The sequence below is a fragment of the Pseudomonas sp. C2.3V genome (assembly GCF_058536325.1).
The window spans coordinates 302,980-318,580 of sequence record NZ_JBZUBN010000002.1 but is presented as its reverse complement, the minus strand read 5'-3'; the positions used below and the strand labels follow the sequence as shown (position 1 = coordinate 318,580).

The window sequence follows — 15,601 nt, the reverse complement described above, 5'->3', positions numbered from 1 at the left end:
CGGCTACCGAGCCTCGACTGCCTGCTTGAGCGCCGTCAGCCCATCTTGGTAGAACTGCGTGAATAGACTTTCAGCCTCCGCCTGACTGATATGGGTCGCTGTAAAGGTACAGAACCATTCAACCTTGGCGCTTTTTCCCGATACATTCGTGAGTACACGCAGCGTAGAGTCGTAATCCTTGATCGGAGCAGGTCCTTCAATGATGGTGTAACGGTAGCTTTTTTCAGCCTCGTTAAAGCTTAACAGCCGCTCAATGATGACGTTACCTTCGATATCCTTCAGATGCCGGACCCGACCCCCTTCACTCAGCTGACTTTCGACTACAAACGGCAGCCAGTCAGGCAGGGAGCCGAAGCCTCCCATAAGTTGCCATATCTGCTCAGCATCCACATTGATCTCGATCGAAGCATAGGCGTTGGTCACAGCGATTCTCCTAGCATGAAAGAAACAGGGCAGGCCAGCATTCGGCCTGAAGACAATAGAACGGCATTCGAAGAGTACCGTACGTTACGGTCATGCAGGTGATTAATCCCAAGCGGGTGCGAGCCCTTCAGGGCTGACCTCACGAGCGTTTCGCTCAAGTAAGGCGATTTTTGCCATGTCCTCCTGATCCAGACGCAGCTCTTGGGCTAACAGATTGCTGGCCAGATTCTCTAACTTGGTCGAGGAAGGGATGACTGCATATCCCAGCTGTAACGCCCAAGAGAGCGTAACCTGCGCTGGCGTTGCCTGATGCTTATGGGCAATGGCATTAATGACAGGGTCCTTGAGTACCTTCCCGTAGGCCAGAGTCATATAGGAGGTCACTGGAATATTCTGCTCCTGCAAATATTGAACAAGCTTACGGTTCTGCAGGTAAGGGCTAAGCTCAATCTGGTTGGTGGCAATGGCATCTGTACCAACAATGTCGATGGCTTGTCGGGTCAGTTCGATGTTGAAGTTGGAGATACCGATCTGGCGTGTCAGGCCCTGGTGCTGCGCCTGGGCCAATGCTTCCATAAATTCGGGTAGCCCCACACCATTACCCGGTGCGGGCCAGTGGATCAACGTCAGATCCACGAAGTCGGTCCGGAGTTTTTTCAGGCTTTCCTGCAGGCTGGGAGTCAGTTTGTCTTTGGCGTAGTGGTCTACCCAGATTTTCGTCGTGATAAAGAGTTGTTCGCGTGCGATACCGCTTTCGGCAATCGCTTGCCCAATGTCTGCTTCGTTGTTGTAGATCTGTGCGGTATCGATTGCACGATAGCCCAAGTCAAGAGCGTGGCGTACCGAGTTGATGACGGTCTGTCCTGTGAGGCGGAAGGTGCCAAGGCCAAAGGAAGGAATACTCATAACGGGCTCTCCGAAAGGATTGGAGGGACACGGCTGCGTCCCAAGCAAAGGGTTCGGAGCTCAGTGTGATCGGTTGATATCATCTGAATAAGCCCTTAATCCTCAGAATACTTTTGATTTTTACTCAAGGATTAAGGGGAGAAGGCCTTTCTGAAGTCAGGCGGGGCAGGACGTTGGTCGTCTGCCCCAGCGGAACTTGAGGTGATCGATTACAGAGGCGCCTCACCTTTGAGCGTCGGCGGTTGATCACTGGAGCGCTGGATGGGCCCGTGTGAGGAACCATGGTCATGTTGCCTAATGGGCGTCGCGTTATGTGAGGGGGTTTTAACGTTGAGAATCAGCAAGGCGGCCAGGATAGCCGGAATAGCAGCCAGCACAATGATGGTTTGGGCTGGCAAATGCAGGCCGAGCAGCAGACTACCCAGGAGAGGCCCGAGAATCGAGCCAAAGCGGCCAATGCCCAGCGCCCAACCTGCGCCAGTTGCACGTACCTGCGCGGGGTAGAAATTGCTTGCGAAGGCATTCAAGGTCAGTTGACCGCCTATGGTGCAAAAGCCTGCGGCAAATACGAATACCAACAGCAGGGCCTGATACTGATGGGTCAGCCCAAGCAACACGGTAAATGCGGCTGCGCCCGCCAGGATACAGCTCAGCAAGCGAACCTTGCTGGCCACCCGGTCCATGAAGTATGCCAGGAGCATGGCACCCAATGTACCGGCAAACAAAAACATCGACGTGGCAAGGTTTGCCGAGTTTCGCTGCATACCGCTTTCCTGAAGGAGAGAGGGCAACCAGCTGATCATGAAATACAGCAGGATCAGGCTGACAAAAAACGTCGCCCAGAGAAACAAGGTAGGTCTCGCGTATCCGTTGCGAAAGAGATCCACCACGGCTATGGCAGAGGCAGGCTCCTGTTGACTGTCAACGGTTGGTGCTGGCGGCTGCCAGCCGGCAACCATGCGGGACGTGACAGCGGTCAGCCGGGCGTAGGGCGGGGCATCCCTTAGCAGACGTGGCAGAGACTCAGGTAGCAGCATGAGCAGGAAAGGTAAGAGCAGCAGCGGGGCTACACTTCCTATGACGAATACGGCATGCCAGCCGAAACGATCCATGAACGCCACTGCTACGAAGCCGCCCGCTGCGCCGCCAAACGAGAACCCACAGGCGGCCAATGTGACCATTAGGGTACGCAACCTGGGTGGTGAGTAGTCCGACATCAGTGCCATTGCGCTGGGCATAGCGCCGCCCATCCCCAGGCCACAAAAAAAGCGCAGTATCGCCAGTCCCTGCAACGAGTCGATATAGACGGTGACGAAGGTAAGGCAGGCATACAGCAGAACGCAGCTCATGAGCACTCGCCGGATACCTACGCGGTCCGCAAGTGGTGTAACGAGCAGAGAGCCAACGGTTAGGCCGATCAGGTTTGCACTGAAGACCGGTCCAAAGGCCGATTTCTCCAGTCCCCATTCCTGGGCGATAGATGGCACCACGTAGCCCAGTAGCTGAGCGTCATAACCGTCACTGATGAGCAAGAGCGCCAGCAACGCCAGTATCTGCCATTGATAGCGTGATACGGGATGTGAATCGAGAGCATCGCGAAAGCTGGTTATTTGGTTCTGCATTGCCAATACCTTTTGTTTTTATTTGTGCAGGCAAAATGGGCGCGTAAATCAACTAGCGGTCAGAGAAAGGCAGTTCTGGAGATCAATCAAAATATCAGTCGAAATCGTAAATCGATTACGCGCTGTGTAATCTTTGGTGTGGTGGAGAGGTCTGTCAAGTTGATCGTGCTGCGGTGTGTACTCGCAAGGGGCGCAGCGCTATGCCATGCGGATGAGCATCGGATGTCCGATGGCCGGATCGAGAGGTCAGAGCCGCCTGAAAATCTGCTCTGGAGGTGTGATAGGGACGTTGCGCTTAGTCGGGAGCGGGGAGTGCTGCTGGTGCAGGCCAAGTCTCAAAGCCCCGCGTGGCCGGGGCTTTGTACTAGTCGTATCAACCATTCGTATTTTGCCGTTCAACGCTTTCCAGGTACTGCAATTTATGCACGTTGCCTTGATGATCCTGGTACACCATGGTGGCAGGTTCGGCATTGTTGAGGTCGTTCGTGTCGGCCTTTTCGATCGAAATGACTTTGGCGACATCAATCTTCATGCCGTAGTGATACTGTTCCACCGGAAGGTTGTCTTGTGCCGAACGGGAATCTGCAGCAAACGCGCCGGTAGCGAAGGCTGAGGCAAGCAGGGCAGTAGCAATGGCGTATTTCATAATAATGACCTCTTCGATGGGGTGGTTGGTTTCGATGAGGTCATTGAATCGCACGCACCTACTATGCGTGAAATCGATCCTACTGGTGCCAACTATTGCTATTAATGATGGGTGAAGCGTGGAAGTGTGCTGGCTAAGATAGTCGTCTGCTGTACTCAGCGCTCCCGTGGTCTTACGGTAGTAAGGTCTGTCTGAAATCCCAGATCAGCTTGATCGATTGAATCCTCTGTTGCGGCTACAGGACCAGATTAATCGGAGCTGATTAGAAAACAGTCATGAGCAGGTAAGCGCAGACACCCAGGCAAAGCACCGCAAACGACCGCTGCAGGAGGTAAGCCGGTAAATGCTTGCACAGCAGGCGCCCGGCAAGCATGCCTACAAGCGTGGCACCTATGAAAAACTCCGCTTGCAAGCCAAGCGTGACGCCGCGATAAAGCGCACCGGCTGCGGTACCCAGGGAAATCAGCGCCACCATCATCAGCGAAGTGGCCACGATGCCTTGCATGCGGATATCGCTGCATTGGCGCAAGGCCGGGACGATCAGAAAGCCGCCCCCCACACCGAGCATACCGGTCAACAGGCCCGACAGGCTTCCGATGATCGAAAGCGTAGCCAGGCATCGGCCATTCCAATGCAGGCGTCCGGTCGTTGGATCCAGCATGCAATTTTTTTGAAGCGGGCCGTGAGTCGTACAGGCTTGATCTACCGTAGCCCGACTCTGAAGCAGCATGCGGATGGCAACAAACAACATGATCAGACAGAAGCAAAGCATGAGGGTACGATTGGGCAAGTGATGCGCCAGCTGACTTCCAAGTGGCGAAAAGCAAAGTCCCAACGCGGCCATGAGTAGCGCTGCCCGATATCGCACCAGACCTTTTCGCAGCCCGTCCACCGCACCCAGGGTCGCCGCGATGCCGATTGCAAGCAGCGCAACGGGAGCAGCCTGAGAGAGGGCCCAGCCCAGACCAAGCGTCAATGCCGGGATCGCCAGGATACCTCCACCTGCGCCTGTCAGGCCTAACACAAGGCCAATACCGATTCCGAGAAGAGAGGCCAGCAGCACGAAGCGGGTTCCCTTAATTCTGGGCGCAGCGGGTAAGCCACTCACGGCCCTTGAGCATGCCGTTCCAGTAGAAGCGGGGCAGTACGCTGGCCTTCAGCAACCAGGCGGATTTACGCGGCACCTTGGGATCAAAGGGAAAGGTCGGCAAAAGCTTTCCACCATAACCAAACTCGGCCAGGATCACCTTGCCTTTTTCGACGGTAAGTGGGCAGGAGCCGTAACCATCATATCGGCTTGGCAGCGGGAGCCCCTTGCGCAAGGCCAGCAGATTTTCTGCTACGACTACGATCTGCTTGCGTGCCGCTGCCGCCGTCTTGGCGTTGCTGGTACCGCACACATCACCCAAGGCAAATATGTCTGGATGACGAGGATGCTGAAGGGTGGCCGGATCGACCTCAAGCCAGCCCGCCGCATCGGCCAGCGTACTACGCCGAACTACATCAGGTGCCTGTTGCGGTGGCACCACATGCAGGAGGTCGAACGCTTTGGCTTGACGGCTCACGCTACCGTCAGCGGCGGTAACTTCGAACCAGGCGGTTTTGCCAGGGCCGTCGACAGCAACCAGATTGGACTGAAAAGCCAGTGATGCCTGATATTTCTCTACATACGCCATCAGAGGTGGGACAAAGGCCGGTACGCCAAACAGCGCTGCGCCTGCCAGGTTGAATTCGACCTGGATGTTCTTCAGCACCCCTTGTCGCAGCCAGTGATCGCAGGACAGGTACATGGCTTTTTGGGGCGCACCGGCACATTTGATCGGCATCCCCGGTTGAGTGAATAGCGCCTTCCCATGCCTCAGGTTTCGGACCAGCTCCCAAGTGTAAGGGGCCAGGTCATACCGGTAATTGGACGTCACACCCTGTTGGCCCAGCGTGTCTTCCAGCCCAGTGATGCGCTCCCACGCCAGTTGCAGACCGGGACAGATGATCAGTTGCTGATAACCCAGTTGCTTACCGTTGCTGAGCAGCACGCTCTGGCGCTCCGGGGCGAACGCGCTGACCGATGCCTGAATCCAAGTGACACCGTGCGGCATGACGCTGGCCATCGGGCGAACCGTGTCCGCTGCGTCGTAGGCTCCACCCCCTACAAGCGTCCAGGCGGGTTGATAGTAATGATGATCGCTGGGCTCGACCACGGCGAGTTTCAACTCAGGGGCGCGGCGCAGCAGGCTGGCAGCGACGCCGATGCCAGCTGACCCACCGCCCATGATGACGACGTCGTATTGGCTACTTGCCGCTTCGTTCTCGCACGCCATTCGGTACAGCTGAGTAGAGCGGTTACCTGTGCGACAGAACGCCAGAATCGGATGGGGGAGCGTGCTGAGTAACGCCTGTAACTGCTGGGCCTGTCCCTCATGAAGGGTGCTGGGTATGACAGGGAGATAGACAAAGCTCAAGCCCAATGCTTCGGCATGGCGCCGAAGTTGTTCGCTAAGAGGCTGTTCTGGTCCACCTTCATGATCCGGTCGATTGCAGATGATGCTGCGGTAGCCTTGCTGAGCGATGCCAGGCAAGTCATCGAGCTTTAGCTGTCCGCACGTAGCGAACGTTTCATCGAGTCGGTTGATGGGGTGGTCCATGGGCAACTCCAGACAGCGTAGGAAACAACAAAACGTCTATGGCGCTAGCGCAGACAGGTTGAACGTAGAGATGACTCTTTACTGCACGCTTTTCAGGGCCTGACCGCAGTACAGGCTGGACAGTGTCTGCATGACGGAGACGACCTCGAAACTGGCAAGGGCATAATAGATGTACTTGCCTTCGCGACGCGTATTGACCAGTCCTTCTTCCCGAAGGACGCTCAGCTGTTGAGAAAGCGTCGGTTGGCGGATACCCGTCAGGTCTTCCAGCTCGCCCACATTGCGCTCACCCTGAGTCAGCTGACAGAGCAGCAGGAGGCGGTCTTCGTTGGCCAGCGCTTTCAGCAGCGTGCAGGCTTTTGAAGCAGAGGCCCTGAGCAGAGCGACTTCGGTGGTAGAAAGCTGAGTTGCCATTGGTCCCTTCCTCGTCATGCGTCCAATCAGTCTATTTTCATACAATATATAATTCAATATATTGTAAAAAGGTAGATCGATGGAGAGGTAATAGACATGACTCCTTTAGTACAGGCATTTTTCGATGCCGACACGGCTACCATCAGCTATGTGGTATTCGAGGCGGATGGTTCGGAATGCGCCATCATCGATTCTGTATTGAATTACGATGCCAAGGCCGGGCGAACCAGCACACATGGGGCTGACCGGATCATTGCATTTATTCAGGAGCATAGTCTCAAGGTGCAATGGTTGCTTGAGACCCATGCCCACGCCGATCATCTTTCTGCATCGGCTTACCTGAAACGTATGCTGGGAGGCAAGATTGCCATTGGCGCTCCCATCCGCCAGGTTCAGGGCGTTTTCCGTGATGTTTTCAACCTGGAGCCTGAGTTCCGGTTGGACGGCTCACAATTCGATTATCTTTTCGAACCGGACGAGCTGTTTCACATTGGCCGTTTAGGGGCGCGTGCGCTGCATGTTCCAGGGCATACACCCGCGGATATGGCCTATCAGGTAGCGGAGCATTCGGTATTCGTAGGCGACACATTATTCATGCCTGACGTAGGAACCGCACGGTGCGATTTTCCCGGTGGCAGTGCCCGTCAACTGTACCGTTCCATCAAGCGGATACTGGCGCTACCGGCCGAGACGACATTGTACCTGTGCCACGACTATCCACCCGCTGGACGAGAGGTATGCTGGAAGACGACGGTGGCTGAGCAAAGGTCCAGCAATATCCATGTGCACGACGGTATTGCCGAAGAGGCCTTTGTCGAGATGCGCAGCCGTCGGGACGCAACGCTATCGATGCCGACGCTTATTCTGCCGTCGATCCAGATCAATATCCGGGCGGGTGAAATGCCACCTGCAGATGAGTCCGGGGCGACCTTCCTGAAAATTCCGATCAATCGCCTTTAGGCAGGGCGTCAGTCTTCTTCCCAGAACGTCGGGCAGTTTAGTTTCAATGCGCGGGCTTTGGCAGCGTGCATGGCCGCTTCGAGTTCCTCCGGGGTGGCCTTCTGCTCGGTCTTGGCGTATGTCCAGGTTGCCAGGGCGACGTAGCAACTGGAGTAGAGCTCGGCAATGGAGCGGCATTCCGACTGGCGGCTGACCTGGTCAAGCGGGAGGGGACGCGCCTGCAAGGTGGTTTCAACGGGTGTCAGCGAGCGGCTCTGGCATCCACTTAGTAGCAGGACTGCCATGAGCATAAAACCAGTGAAGAGGCGATGGGTCATGTGTTCTGTTCGTAACGGATAGGACGGCAAGTGTAACGACCCAGGCAGGCTTGGCCTATCGGCGGCAGTAGTTATCCAGGATCGGCCACCTGATACAGGCGCCAGGGCAAGGTCATGCCTTACGCTGGCACCCTGCAACGTATTAGAACGCGGCTTTCTTTTGTGGCCCCTTGAAATGCCGACCGCGAGGCAGGCGGCTGCCATCGGCCAGCTTGTTTTGCCACTCGGCAAACGCAACGCTACGGGTACGGTAGGTTACGGACTGCTCAACAGGCTGTGCCTTGGCAGCCGGTACGGGAGCAGCAATCTCCTGAACCTGAGTGTCGGTTACTGTTGCCGCTGCATAAGCCGCCGAGCGCAGGCATGTCTTGCAGGTAACCTGATCAGGCTGGGTAGAGACATTAGGACTGCTGCGGCCGCAAGCAACTTGATCAGTGCCGGTGGAGTAGTGCATTACCATGGTATTACTTCCTTTCAGTACAAGCTAAAACAGTCGCCGCTTTGCAATGCGACGAGGTATTGCAGCGGATTGAGGACGGCCTCGGGGCAGCGTGTGCTCATTGGCGTGAGTAGTACCTCGCCTTCGAAATCACCCCTCGACTTTCAAAATCCAAACAAAAAAAGGCGTAGTTTAACGGGTTATCGCCATTTAGTCTTTTTTGGCGGGCGCAAACTGCCGCAGTGGCAGGGAACATGGCATAGTGAAATGAGAGGTCGGTCATCAGCTCATATGGAATCAGGGCTTGAACCTCTGTAGTTTCGTAGTAAATTGATAACATGTTAACTATCTACAAGAACAACAGGCTGAATGACAGCCGAGGTGAAATGCCATGCAAGTCCAACGTCTCGATGCGTTTTCGATCTGGCTAGAAACGATTCGCGCTTTTTGTGGCCGCCGGTTTACCGCGCAGCCCTCGTTGACCGGTTCGCTGTTTATCGGCGAGCTTACCCAGCGGCGTATAGCCGGACTTGAAATGGCCATGGTCAAGACCAACGCGGCCTGTCTGGCTCGCAAACGAGGGCATGATCAAGATGGTGATCGATACTGCTTTCTGGTCATGCAGCGATCCGGGCGAGCACAGATCACGCAGCATGGGCATACCATCGATCTGGTGCCCGGTGAGATGGCGCTGGTTGATTCTGCAGGCACCTGCGAAATCACTCCGCTTGGTTTGATGGAGCATTGCTCGATTCATCTTCCCCGCGAGGCGGTGTCCAGGCATCTGGCCGATCAACAGCATATTTTTGGCAAGCTTAATTCAGGCAGTGCCAGCGGCCGGTTGCTTCGGCTGATCTGTACCCAGCTGGCCGAGGGTATGCCGGCACAGGAATGGCAGGATGATGAAGGGGAGGCGCTCCAGGATTCGCTGATCAGCCTGTTGAAACCCGCCTTGACAGCCAGTGCGCCCACAATGGCCGTTGAGCTCCAGGCCAAGGGCGGCGTACTGCGAAGCGGAGTAGAACAGCTGATCCACGACCAGCTGGCCGATGCGTCCTTGAGCCCTGCCAAACTGGCGGCGCAGCTAGGCATTTCCATCCGCCAGCTGTATCGGCTATTCGAAGAAGAGGGCGATAGCGTCTGCCGTTATATCCAGCGTGCCCGACTTGCACGTAGCGCTGCCGATCTGCTCGATCAGCGTCTGGTCAACGAGTCGATCACAGACATTGCTTTCAAATGGGGTTTTACCGACTCGGCTCACTTCAGCCGGACGTTCAAGAAGCACTTCGAAAGGTCCCCGCGGGACTACCGTAGCCAGTCGATGACGGCCTGAGCATGCTCAGGCCGCGTTCATCAGGCTCAGTAGGCAATACACACGGATTTGAGTTCGGTAAAGGCTTCGACAGCGCCGCGGCCGAACTCCCGCCCAATACCGGATTGCTTGTAGCCCCCAAAAGGCAGGTTCGGGTCGACCGGTACGTGGCTGTTGACCCAGACCGTGCCCGCCTCGATGCGGGGAATGAGGTCCATGGCACGGGTCAGATCATTGGTCCAGAGACTGGCCGTGAGGCCGTATTGGCTGTCGTTGACCATATGGATGGCTTCATCCAGTGCGTCGTAAGCGATAACGGACAATACCGGTCCGAAGATCTCCTCGCGCGCCGCCGCCATGTGGTGCTCAACGTTGGCCAGCACAGTAGGCTGGACGTAATAGCCGGGCAGGTCGGGTGCATTGCCTCCCGTCGTGACAGTAGCCCCTTGCTGGCGTGCCAGCTCTAGATGCTGAAGAACACTGCCTTGGTGCCGGCGTGAAACGACCGGGTTGATTTGTGTGGTTGGGTCCAGTCCCGGCCCGATCTTCATGCCGTTTACCGCGGCGCTAAGCGCTTCGACATAGTCTGCTTTTAGCGCATGCGGCACGTAGATGCGCGAAGCGGCGGCGCACACCTGACCCTGATTGAGCAGGCCGCCCATGAGCGCGCCTGCAACTGCTTTTTCAAGGTCGGCGTCTTGTAGCAGCACCATAGGGTTCTTGCCACCGAGCTCCAGGGAGAATCGTGTCATGTTTTGCAGGGCGGCAGTCCCGATCTGCTTGCCGATGGCCGTAGATCCGGTAAAGGACACCTTGCTGACGTTGGGGTGCGCCACCAGTGCGGCACCCGCTACCGAGCCGCGGCCGATCAGTACGTTGAACACACCGGGCGGAACGCCGGCCTCTATGGCCAGCTCGGCTACCCGCAGCACGGTAAGAGGTGTTTCTTCCGAGGGCTTGATGATGATGGAGCAGCCACAGGCCAGGGCCGGCATGATTTTCCACAGGGCGATCATGAGCGGGAAATTCCAGGGGACGATGCCTGCCACTACGCCAACTGCCTCACGGCGCGTATAGGCATTGTAACGGGCGCCGGTTGGAACAGGTATCGAGACGTCGAGCGTCTGCCCTTCGAGCTTGGTGGCCCACCCGGCCATGTAACGCATGTATTCAACTGCGCCGCCGACTTCAATCGCGCGGGCAATATGGATCGATTTACCTTGTTCCAGCGTTTCCAGTTGCGCCAGTTCCTCGCCATGGGCTTCGACGAGATCAGCAAAGCGCAGGAGGATGCGCTCACGATCAGCCGGTCGAGCCCTGCTCCAGGTGCCCGCGACAAACGCAGCGCGGGCGGACTCGACGATACGGTCTACTTCCTCCCGCTCGGCCAGCCTTACCTGTGAAATGGCCTGGGCCGAAGCGGGATCGTTTACCGCAATGACATCGCCGCGAGAAGCGGTGCTGGGCTGGCCATCCACGAAGCTGGAATGCGTAAGCGACAGAAAACGGGTAACAGTCTCGAGGGGCGTAATGAGTTCGGCATTAGACATAAGGGATTCCTGGCTATTCTCAAGGCTCTAAGGCAAGCGGTGAGGCTTCATGTCCAGAGCTTAGGAGTCGTCAATCAAGAGAGCTTGCATGTCGCTGCCGCAGGGTTTGATCTTCTCTGCCACCCGCAAGGCATCACCCGGTGTGATGAGGCAAGGCGGCTTGCGCTGCCGTGAACGCACCAATCGATTTGAATGGGGTGAGGGACGAAGATGAATTCAGAATGGTTCATTAATATGTTAATTATATGCGATGGTCCCGCTCCGTTGGTAAATGGCGGTATATCTGCCAATCTATTCATTGGGCTGGCGTCCGGCCCGTGCAACGATATCTTTCTTGGCTCCTGGTGACTAATTGTCATGCTGAAACCGCGTCCTTCTCTTACGCTTACCTTATTGCAGGCCCGCGAAGCGGCCATGGGGTTTTTCCGTCCGTTGTTGAATGAGCACGGCCTTACCGAACAGCAATGGCGCATCATTCGGATACTCTGGCAGCGGGGTGAAATGGAGAGCCATCAGCTGGCAAAGCAGGCCTGCATTCTCAAGCCCAGCATGACCGGTGTATTGTCTCGCATGGAGCGTGACGGGTACGTGCAGCGCTGGAAAACACCCAAGGATCAGCGGCGTGTTTACGTGAGCCTGACGGATCGTGGCCGGGCGTGCTTCGAATCCATGGCCACGGGTATGGAGACCAACTACCAGCGCATCCAGGAGCAATTTGGTGAGGAAAAGCTCAAGACGCTAATCGCCTTGCTGGAAGAACTCAAACAGGTGCGGCCTGGCTCGGAGGATGACGACGAAGAGCGCCTTGTCTATCCCGATCGGGATGACAGCTGATCAGCTGGGCAGGTAAAGCGGCCCAAGGGCCGCTGGTTCAGTTCAGGCTCGGTGCCTCATACCTTAATAGACCCCGCCACCATGTGTGGGCTTTGGAGTGTTGTGCTTGAAATGGCCTAGCAGCGTTTGAAGGCCTTTCATCAGCACCGTTGTGTCGACCCCCACCGCTACAAAGACTGCGCCCAGCTCGATATAACGCTGGGCGAGCGTCTGATCGGCTGAAAGAATACCTGCCGCCTTGCCGGCTTTAGCAATACGAACAATCGCCTCTTCAATTACGGCTTGAACGTCTGGGTGGCCTGGATTGCCACGATGCCCCAGTGCGGCAGACAGGTCAGCAGGACCGATGAACACTCCGTCCACTCCATTGACCTCCAGAATGGCATCTAGATTATCCAGGCCGGTTCGGTTCTCGATCTGGACTAGAAGACACATCTGTTCATCAGCGTGATCCAGGTAGCCGGGGATCGTGTTCCACCGTGACGCCCTTGCCAGGGCGCTGCCTACCCCGCGGATGCCTTCGGGTGGATAGCGCATGGCCTTTACTAATTCCCGGGCCTGATCAGCGGATTCGACCATCGGCACAAGCAGTGTCTGGGCGCCAATATCCAGAAGCTGTTTGATAAGCACAGGATCGCCAATGGGCGGCCGTATAATCGGGTGGGTGGCATACGGCGCAACGGCCTGTAGTTGAGCGAGCAGGCTGCGGACATCATTGGGCGCATGCTCGCCATCAAGCAGCAGCCAGTCGAAACCGGCGTTGGCGGCTAATTCAGCGCTGTAGGCATTGGCGAGGCCAATCCAGAGGCCAATCAGCGGGTCACCGCCTTTGAGGCGCTGTTTGAAGGTGTTGATAGGAAGCTGCATGGTAAATCCTCACGGCGGGAGGTTGGCCTGGGCATGAGCGCGCTGCCGCAGGCCAAACCGGTCTTAGACGAAGCGGCAGGCGATGCTGCCGAGCTGGTCGTAATCCACATGAAAAGTATCGCCCGGGCTTGCGTGCACGGGTCGTGTAAATGAGCCGCCCAGGATGATCTGGCCCGCCTCCAGCGTGACGTCATAGGCGGCCAGTTTATTGGCCAGCCAGGCAACGCCCTTGGCCGGGTGATTAAGCACCGCTGCGGAGACACCCGATTCCTCGATCACCCCGTTGCGGTAAAGAATGGCCGGTACGCGCCGCAGATCGATAGCGTGAGGGCGAATCGGCTTGCCGCCCATGACGACGCCGGCATTGGCGGCATTGTCGGAGATGGTGTCGAAGACCTTGCGTGTAGCCTTGGTATGGGGGTCGATCTGTTGGATACGCGCATCGATGATCTCAAGCGCCGGAATGACATACTCGGTGGCATCGAGCACATCGAAAATCGAGCAGTTCGGACCCTTCAGTGGCTTGCCCAGGACGAAGGCCAGCTCGACTTCCACGCGTGGCACGATAAATCGATTAAAGGGAATGTCGGTTCCTTCTTCGAAAAACATGTCGTCGAGCAGAGCGCCATAGTCCGGCTCTGTGATATTGGATGACACCTGCATGGCGCGGGAGGTGAGGCCTATCTTGTGGCCAACCACTTTGCGACCATCCGCGATCTTTTTTTCGACCCAGGCGCGCTGGATGGCATAGGCATCTTCAATAGTGATCCCTGGCTGCTCCAGGGACAGTTGACCGATCTGTTCCCGGGAGCGCTCGGCCTGGTCAAGACGTTCAGCGGCCGCGCGGATAAAGGCGTTGTCGAGCATGGCTAGTTTCCTTGTGGATTGACAGTGGCGGCAGGGGTGCGCAGTACCAAAAAGGCACCGACAGCAATGAGCGCCGCTAGAACATAGAGCGCCAGGCTGGCGCTTTGCGTGGTATCGCGCATCCAGCCAATGAAGTAGGGAGCGAGGAATGACGCCACGCTACCAAAGGAGCTGATCATGGCAATGCCGGCCGCCTGTGTGCCTGACGATAGAAACGCCGGGGGCAACTGCCAGAACATGGGCAGCGCGGAGCTTGCGCCCATGCCTGCAATGACCAGGCCCAGCATGACAAGGGTTGTGTTTTGAGGTGCCAGCCCGGCGATGGCGATACCGGCCGCACCCATGAGGAGGGGGACGCAAAGGTGCCAGCGGCGTTCGCGGTGGCGATCGGAAGAGCGGCCTGCAGCGATCATGAAGAAGCAGCCTGCCAGATAAGGGATGGCACTGAGCATGCCGACGTTGCTGTCTTGACCGATGCCAGCGCCGTGAATGAGAGCTGGCATCCAGAAGGCAAGGGTATTGACGGCCAACATGACGGCAAAATAAATCGCCACGAGCAACCACACCTGTCCGTTGCGAACAATGCCTGAAAAGGAGGTAATCGTTTTGCGCTGCTCCTCTCCCGCCAGGGCATCACGGAGTTGACGCTTTTGGGTAGGCTCAAGCCAGCTGACGCTCTCGAATCTGTCCGGCAGGGCCTTGAGGACGACCAACCCAAGCAACACCACTGGCAGACCTTCCAACATGAACATCCACTGCCACCCCCGCAGACCGCCGCTGTCCTTGAACAGCTCCAGAATCCAGCCGGACAAGGGGCCGCCGATGACCCCCGCCATAGGGACGGCAATGGCAAACAGTGCAGTGACCGACGCCCGCCGATGGGCCGGAAACCAGCGGTTGAGATAAACCAGGATGCCAGGGAAAAAGCCCGCTTCCGCCACGCCCAACAGAAAGCGCAGGGTATAAAAGCCGGTGGCGGACTCGATGAACATCATGCCGGTGGACAGGACGCCCCAGACCACCATTAGCGTGGCAATCCAGCGGCGCGGCCCCACACGGTCCAGCATCAGGTTGCTGGGTACGCCAAACAGCGCATAGGCAATAAAGAACAGGCCTGCGCCAAATCCATAAACGGTATCGCTGAAGTGCAGGTCGCTGCTCATTTGCAGCTTGGCGAAGCCGATATTGATGCGATCGAGATGAGCGAAGATATAGCAGACCAGCAGCAGTGGCATCAGTCGCCAGGTGATGTGCCGGTAAGTTGCATCATTTTTTTCCGAAACCGAAAGCGTATCGATTGCCTGTGCCATGGTGGGTGCCTTTTATTGTTGTTGTCAGGACGCAAACAGAACGCTGCCTAACCGGCCTGCTCGCTCAGGAAGGCATGGATATTGTTGTGCTTGTAGTTGAGTTCGGCCGAGAGTTCGGTCATCTCGAACGACAGTGCTAGCAGGCGTCTGCTCTGAAGCTCGGCGAAGTGATGCTTGATCACCTCGAACAATGCATCAGCTACTTGACTCCTTGTCTCCAGGTCGCGGCCAGCACCTACCTTCAGCGTCATATGAACGAACGCATAGTCATGTTTTCCATCAGCCATGCGGAACGTATCCATGCGGATCGCGCGGCTACGAATACCGCCTAGGGGGAAAACACCACTGTTGCCGAGACAGGCGTGGACTTTTTCAAACAAACCCGGCAGGTCTGCGTCATGTTCAAGATTGGCTGAATATTCGGCAATGAAGTGGGGCATGGTTTTTACTCCAGCGGACGTGCATCCTCCAGGAGCCTGTACGGACCCTGGA

General features: G+C 56.8%; 17 protein-coding genes. 3 read left to right on the top strand and 14 right to left on the bottom strand.

Annotation, left to right across the window (positions count from 1 at the left end; translation table 11 throughout):
* Positions 1 to 3: 3 nt before the first annotated feature.
* From AC4LF3_RS21270 to AC4LF3_RS21240, 7 genes are all read right to left on the bottom strand, one after another.
* On the bottom strand, positions 4 to 423 hold the full coding sequence (locus AC4LF3_RS21270) for an SRPBCC family protein (protein ID WP_407363712.1): 420 nt from the start codon (positions 421 to 423) through the stop codon (positions 4 to 6).
* Positions 424 to 525: 102 nt separating this feature from the next.
* Positions 526 to 1,329, bottom strand: coding sequence for a 2,5-didehydrogluconate reductase DkgB (gene dkgB, locus AC4LF3_RS21265; protein ID WP_491836670.1), 804 nt, complete (start codon positions 1,327 to 1,329; stop codon positions 526 to 528).
* Positions 1,330 to 1,538: 209 nt separating this feature from the next.
* A complete protein-coding gene (locus AC4LF3_RS21260; protein WP_491836669.1) occupies positions 1,539 to 2,951 on the bottom strand; it encodes an MFS transporter in 1,413 nt (470 codons plus the stop codon).
* Positions 2,952 to 3,324: 373 nt separating this feature from the next.
* Positions 3,325 to 3,651 (bottom strand): DUF2790 domain-containing protein, encoded by a 327-nt coding sequence (locus AC4LF3_RS21255; RefSeq protein ID WP_491836668.1) that lies wholly within the window; start codon positions 3,649 to 3,651, stop codon positions 3,325 to 3,327.
* 208 nt (positions 3,652 to 3,859) lie between these two features.
* On the bottom strand, positions 3,860 to 4,660 hold the full coding sequence (locus tag AC4LF3_RS21250; RefSeq protein ID WP_491836667.1) for a sulfite exporter TauE/SafE family protein: 801 nt from the start codon (positions 4,658 to 4,660) through the stop codon (positions 3,860 to 3,862).
* A gap of 13 nt (positions 4,661 to 4,673) precedes the next feature.
* Positions 4,674 to 6,239 carry a bifunctional protein tyrosine phosphatase family protein/NAD(P)/FAD-dependent oxidoreductase gene (locus AC4LF3_RS21245; protein ID WP_491836666.1) on the bottom strand — a complete coding sequence of 522 codons (1,566 nt, stop codon included), beginning with the start codon at positions 6,237 to 6,239 and terminating at the stop codon, positions 4,674 to 4,676.
* Positions 6,240 to 6,317: 78 nt separating this feature from the next.
* Entirely contained in the window at positions 6,318 to 6,653 is a 336-nt protein-coding gene (locus AC4LF3_RS21240; RefSeq protein ID WP_010799015.1) for an ArsR/SmtB family transcription factor, read from the bottom strand.
* 96 nt (positions 6,654 to 6,749) lie between these two features.
* On the opposite strand from AC4LF3_RS21240, the gene AC4LF3_RS21235 reads away from it, so the two are divergent.
* Positions 6,750 to 7,613: an MBL fold metallo-hydrolase gene (locus tag AC4LF3_RS21235; RefSeq protein ID WP_491836665.1), complete on the top strand. Its 864-nt coding sequence runs from the start codon at positions 6,750 to 6,752 to the stop codon at positions 7,611 to 7,613.
* A gap of 8 nt (positions 7,614 to 7,621) precedes the next feature.
* Here AC4LF3_RS21235 and AC4LF3_RS21230 read toward each other — a convergent pair whose 3' ends face one another.
* Both AC4LF3_RS21230 and AC4LF3_RS21225 read right to left on the bottom strand, forming a co-directional pair.
* The gene (locus AC4LF3_RS21230) at positions 7,622 to 7,930 is read right to left on the bottom strand and encodes a hypothetical protein (RefSeq protein ID WP_475258236.1); all 309 of its coding nucleotides are present in this window, start codon (positions 7,928 to 7,930) and stop codon (positions 7,622 to 7,624) included.
* Positions 7,931 to 8,072: 142 nt separating this feature from the next.
* Positions 8,073 to 8,390: a hypothetical protein gene (locus AC4LF3_RS21225; RefSeq protein WP_491836664.1), complete on the bottom strand. Its 318-nt coding sequence runs from the start codon at positions 8,388 to 8,390 to the stop codon at positions 8,073 to 8,075.
* Positions 8,391 to 8,760: 370 nt separating this feature from the next.
* Between AC4LF3_RS21225 and feaR the strand changes: the two genes are divergently transcribed.
* A complete protein-coding gene (gene feaR / locus AC4LF3_RS21220; RefSeq protein WP_491836663.1) occupies positions 8,761 to 9,702 on the top strand; it encodes a transcriptional regulator FeaR in 942 nt (313 codons plus the stop codon).
* 26 nt (positions 9,703 to 9,728) lie between these two features.
* Here the strand turns inward: feaR and AC4LF3_RS21215 are convergent, their stop codons facing one another.
* On the bottom strand, positions 9,729 to 11,231 hold the full coding sequence (locus AC4LF3_RS21215; RefSeq protein WP_491836662.1) for an aldehyde dehydrogenase family protein: 1,503 nt from the start codon (positions 11,229 to 11,231) through the stop codon (positions 9,729 to 9,731).
* A gap of 357 nt (positions 11,232 to 11,588) precedes the next feature.
* Between AC4LF3_RS21215 and hpaR the strand changes: the two genes are divergently transcribed.
* Positions 11,589 to 12,065 (top strand): homoprotocatechuate degradation operon regulator HpaR, encoded by a 477-nt coding sequence (hpaR, locus tag AC4LF3_RS21210; protein WP_010799021.1) that lies wholly within the window; start codon positions 11,589 to 11,591, stop codon positions 12,063 to 12,065.
* Positions 12,066 to 12,128: 63 nt separating this feature from the next.
* On the opposite strand, the gene hpaI is transcribed toward hpaR, so the two are convergent.
* The 4 genes from hpaI to AC4LF3_RS21190 form a co-directional block, all read right to left on the bottom strand.
* Positions 12,129 to 12,932, bottom strand: a complete 804-nt coding sequence (hpaI, locus tag AC4LF3_RS21205) for a 4-hydroxy-2-oxoheptanedioate aldolase (RefSeq protein ID WP_312271683.1) — start codon at positions 12,930 to 12,932, stop codon at positions 12,129 to 12,131.
* A 63-nt stretch (positions 12,933 to 12,995) separates the two neighbouring features.
* Positions 12,996 to 13,799 (bottom strand): 2-oxo-hept-4-ene-1,7-dioate hydratase, encoded by an 804-nt coding sequence (hpaH, locus tag AC4LF3_RS21200; protein WP_407363726.1) that lies wholly within the window; start codon positions 13,797 to 13,799, stop codon positions 12,996 to 12,998.
* 2 nt (positions 13,800 to 13,801) lie between these two features.
* Entirely contained in the window at positions 13,802 to 15,109 is a 1,308-nt protein-coding gene (locus tag AC4LF3_RS21195) for an MFS transporter (RefSeq protein ID WP_491836661.1), read from the bottom strand.
* 47 nt (positions 15,110 to 15,156) lie between these two features.
* Positions 15,157 to 15,549, bottom strand: coding sequence for a 5-carboxymethyl-2-hydroxymuconate Delta-isomerase (locus AC4LF3_RS21190; protein WP_150346135.1), 393 nt, complete (start codon positions 15,547 to 15,549; stop codon positions 15,157 to 15,159).
* Between the last annotated feature and the right edge of the window lie 52 nt (positions 15,550 to 15,601).

Excerpts from the sequence above, each read along its gene's own strand:
- dkgB (WP_491836670.1), bottom strand. The coding sequence starts at position 1,329 with ATGAGTATTCCTTCCTTTGGCCTTGGCACCTTCCGCCTCACAGGACAG.
- AC4LF3_RS21260 (WP_491836669.1), bottom strand. The coding sequence starts at position 2,951 with ATGCAGAACCAAATAACCAGCTTTCGCGATGCTCTCGATTCACATCCC.
- AC4LF3_RS21245 (WP_491836666.1), bottom strand. The coding sequence starts at position 6,239 with ATGGACCACCCCATCAACCGACTCGATGAAACGTTCGCTACGTGCGGA.
- AC4LF3_RS21240 (WP_010799015.1), bottom strand. The coding sequence starts at position 6,653 with ATGGCAACTCAGCTTTCTACCACCGAAGTCGCTCTGCTCAGGGCCTCT.
- AC4LF3_RS21235 (WP_491836665.1), top strand. The coding sequence starts at position 6,750 with ATGACTCCTTTAGTACAGGCATTTTTCGATGCCGACACGGCTACCATC.
- AC4LF3_RS21230 (WP_475258236.1), bottom strand. The coding sequence starts at position 7,930 with ATGACCCATCGCCTCTTCACTGGTTTTATGCTCATGGCAGTCCTGCTA.
- AC4LF3_RS21225 (WP_491836664.1), bottom strand. The coding sequence starts at position 8,390 with ATGGTAATGCACTACTCCACCGGCACTGATCAAGTTGCTTGCGGCCGC.
- feaR (WP_491836663.1), top strand. The coding sequence starts at position 8,761 with ATGCAAGTCCAACGTCTCGATGCGTTTTCGATCTGGCTAGAAACGATT.
- AC4LF3_RS21215 (WP_491836662.1), bottom strand. The coding sequence starts at position 11,231 with ATGTCTAATGCCGAACTCATTACGCCCCTCGAGACTGTTACCCGTTTT.
- hpaR (WP_010799021.1), top strand. The coding sequence starts at position 11,589 with ATGCTGAAACCGCGTCCTTCTCTTACGCTTACCTTATTGCAGGCCCGC.
- hpaI (WP_312271683.1), bottom strand. The coding sequence starts at position 12,932 with ATGCAGCTTCCTATCAACACCTTCAAACAGCGCCTCAAAGGCGGTGAC.
- hpaH (WP_407363726.1), bottom strand. The coding sequence starts at position 13,799 with ATGCTCGACAACGCCTTTATCCGCGCGGCCGCTGAACGTCTTGACCAG.
- AC4LF3_RS21195 (WP_491836661.1), bottom strand. The coding sequence starts at position 15,109 with ATGGCACAGGCAATCGATACGCTTTCGGTTTCGGAAAAAAATGATGCA.
- AC4LF3_RS21190 (WP_150346135.1), bottom strand. The coding sequence starts at position 15,549 with ATGCCCCACTTCATTGCCGAATATTCAGCCAATCTTGAACATGACGCA.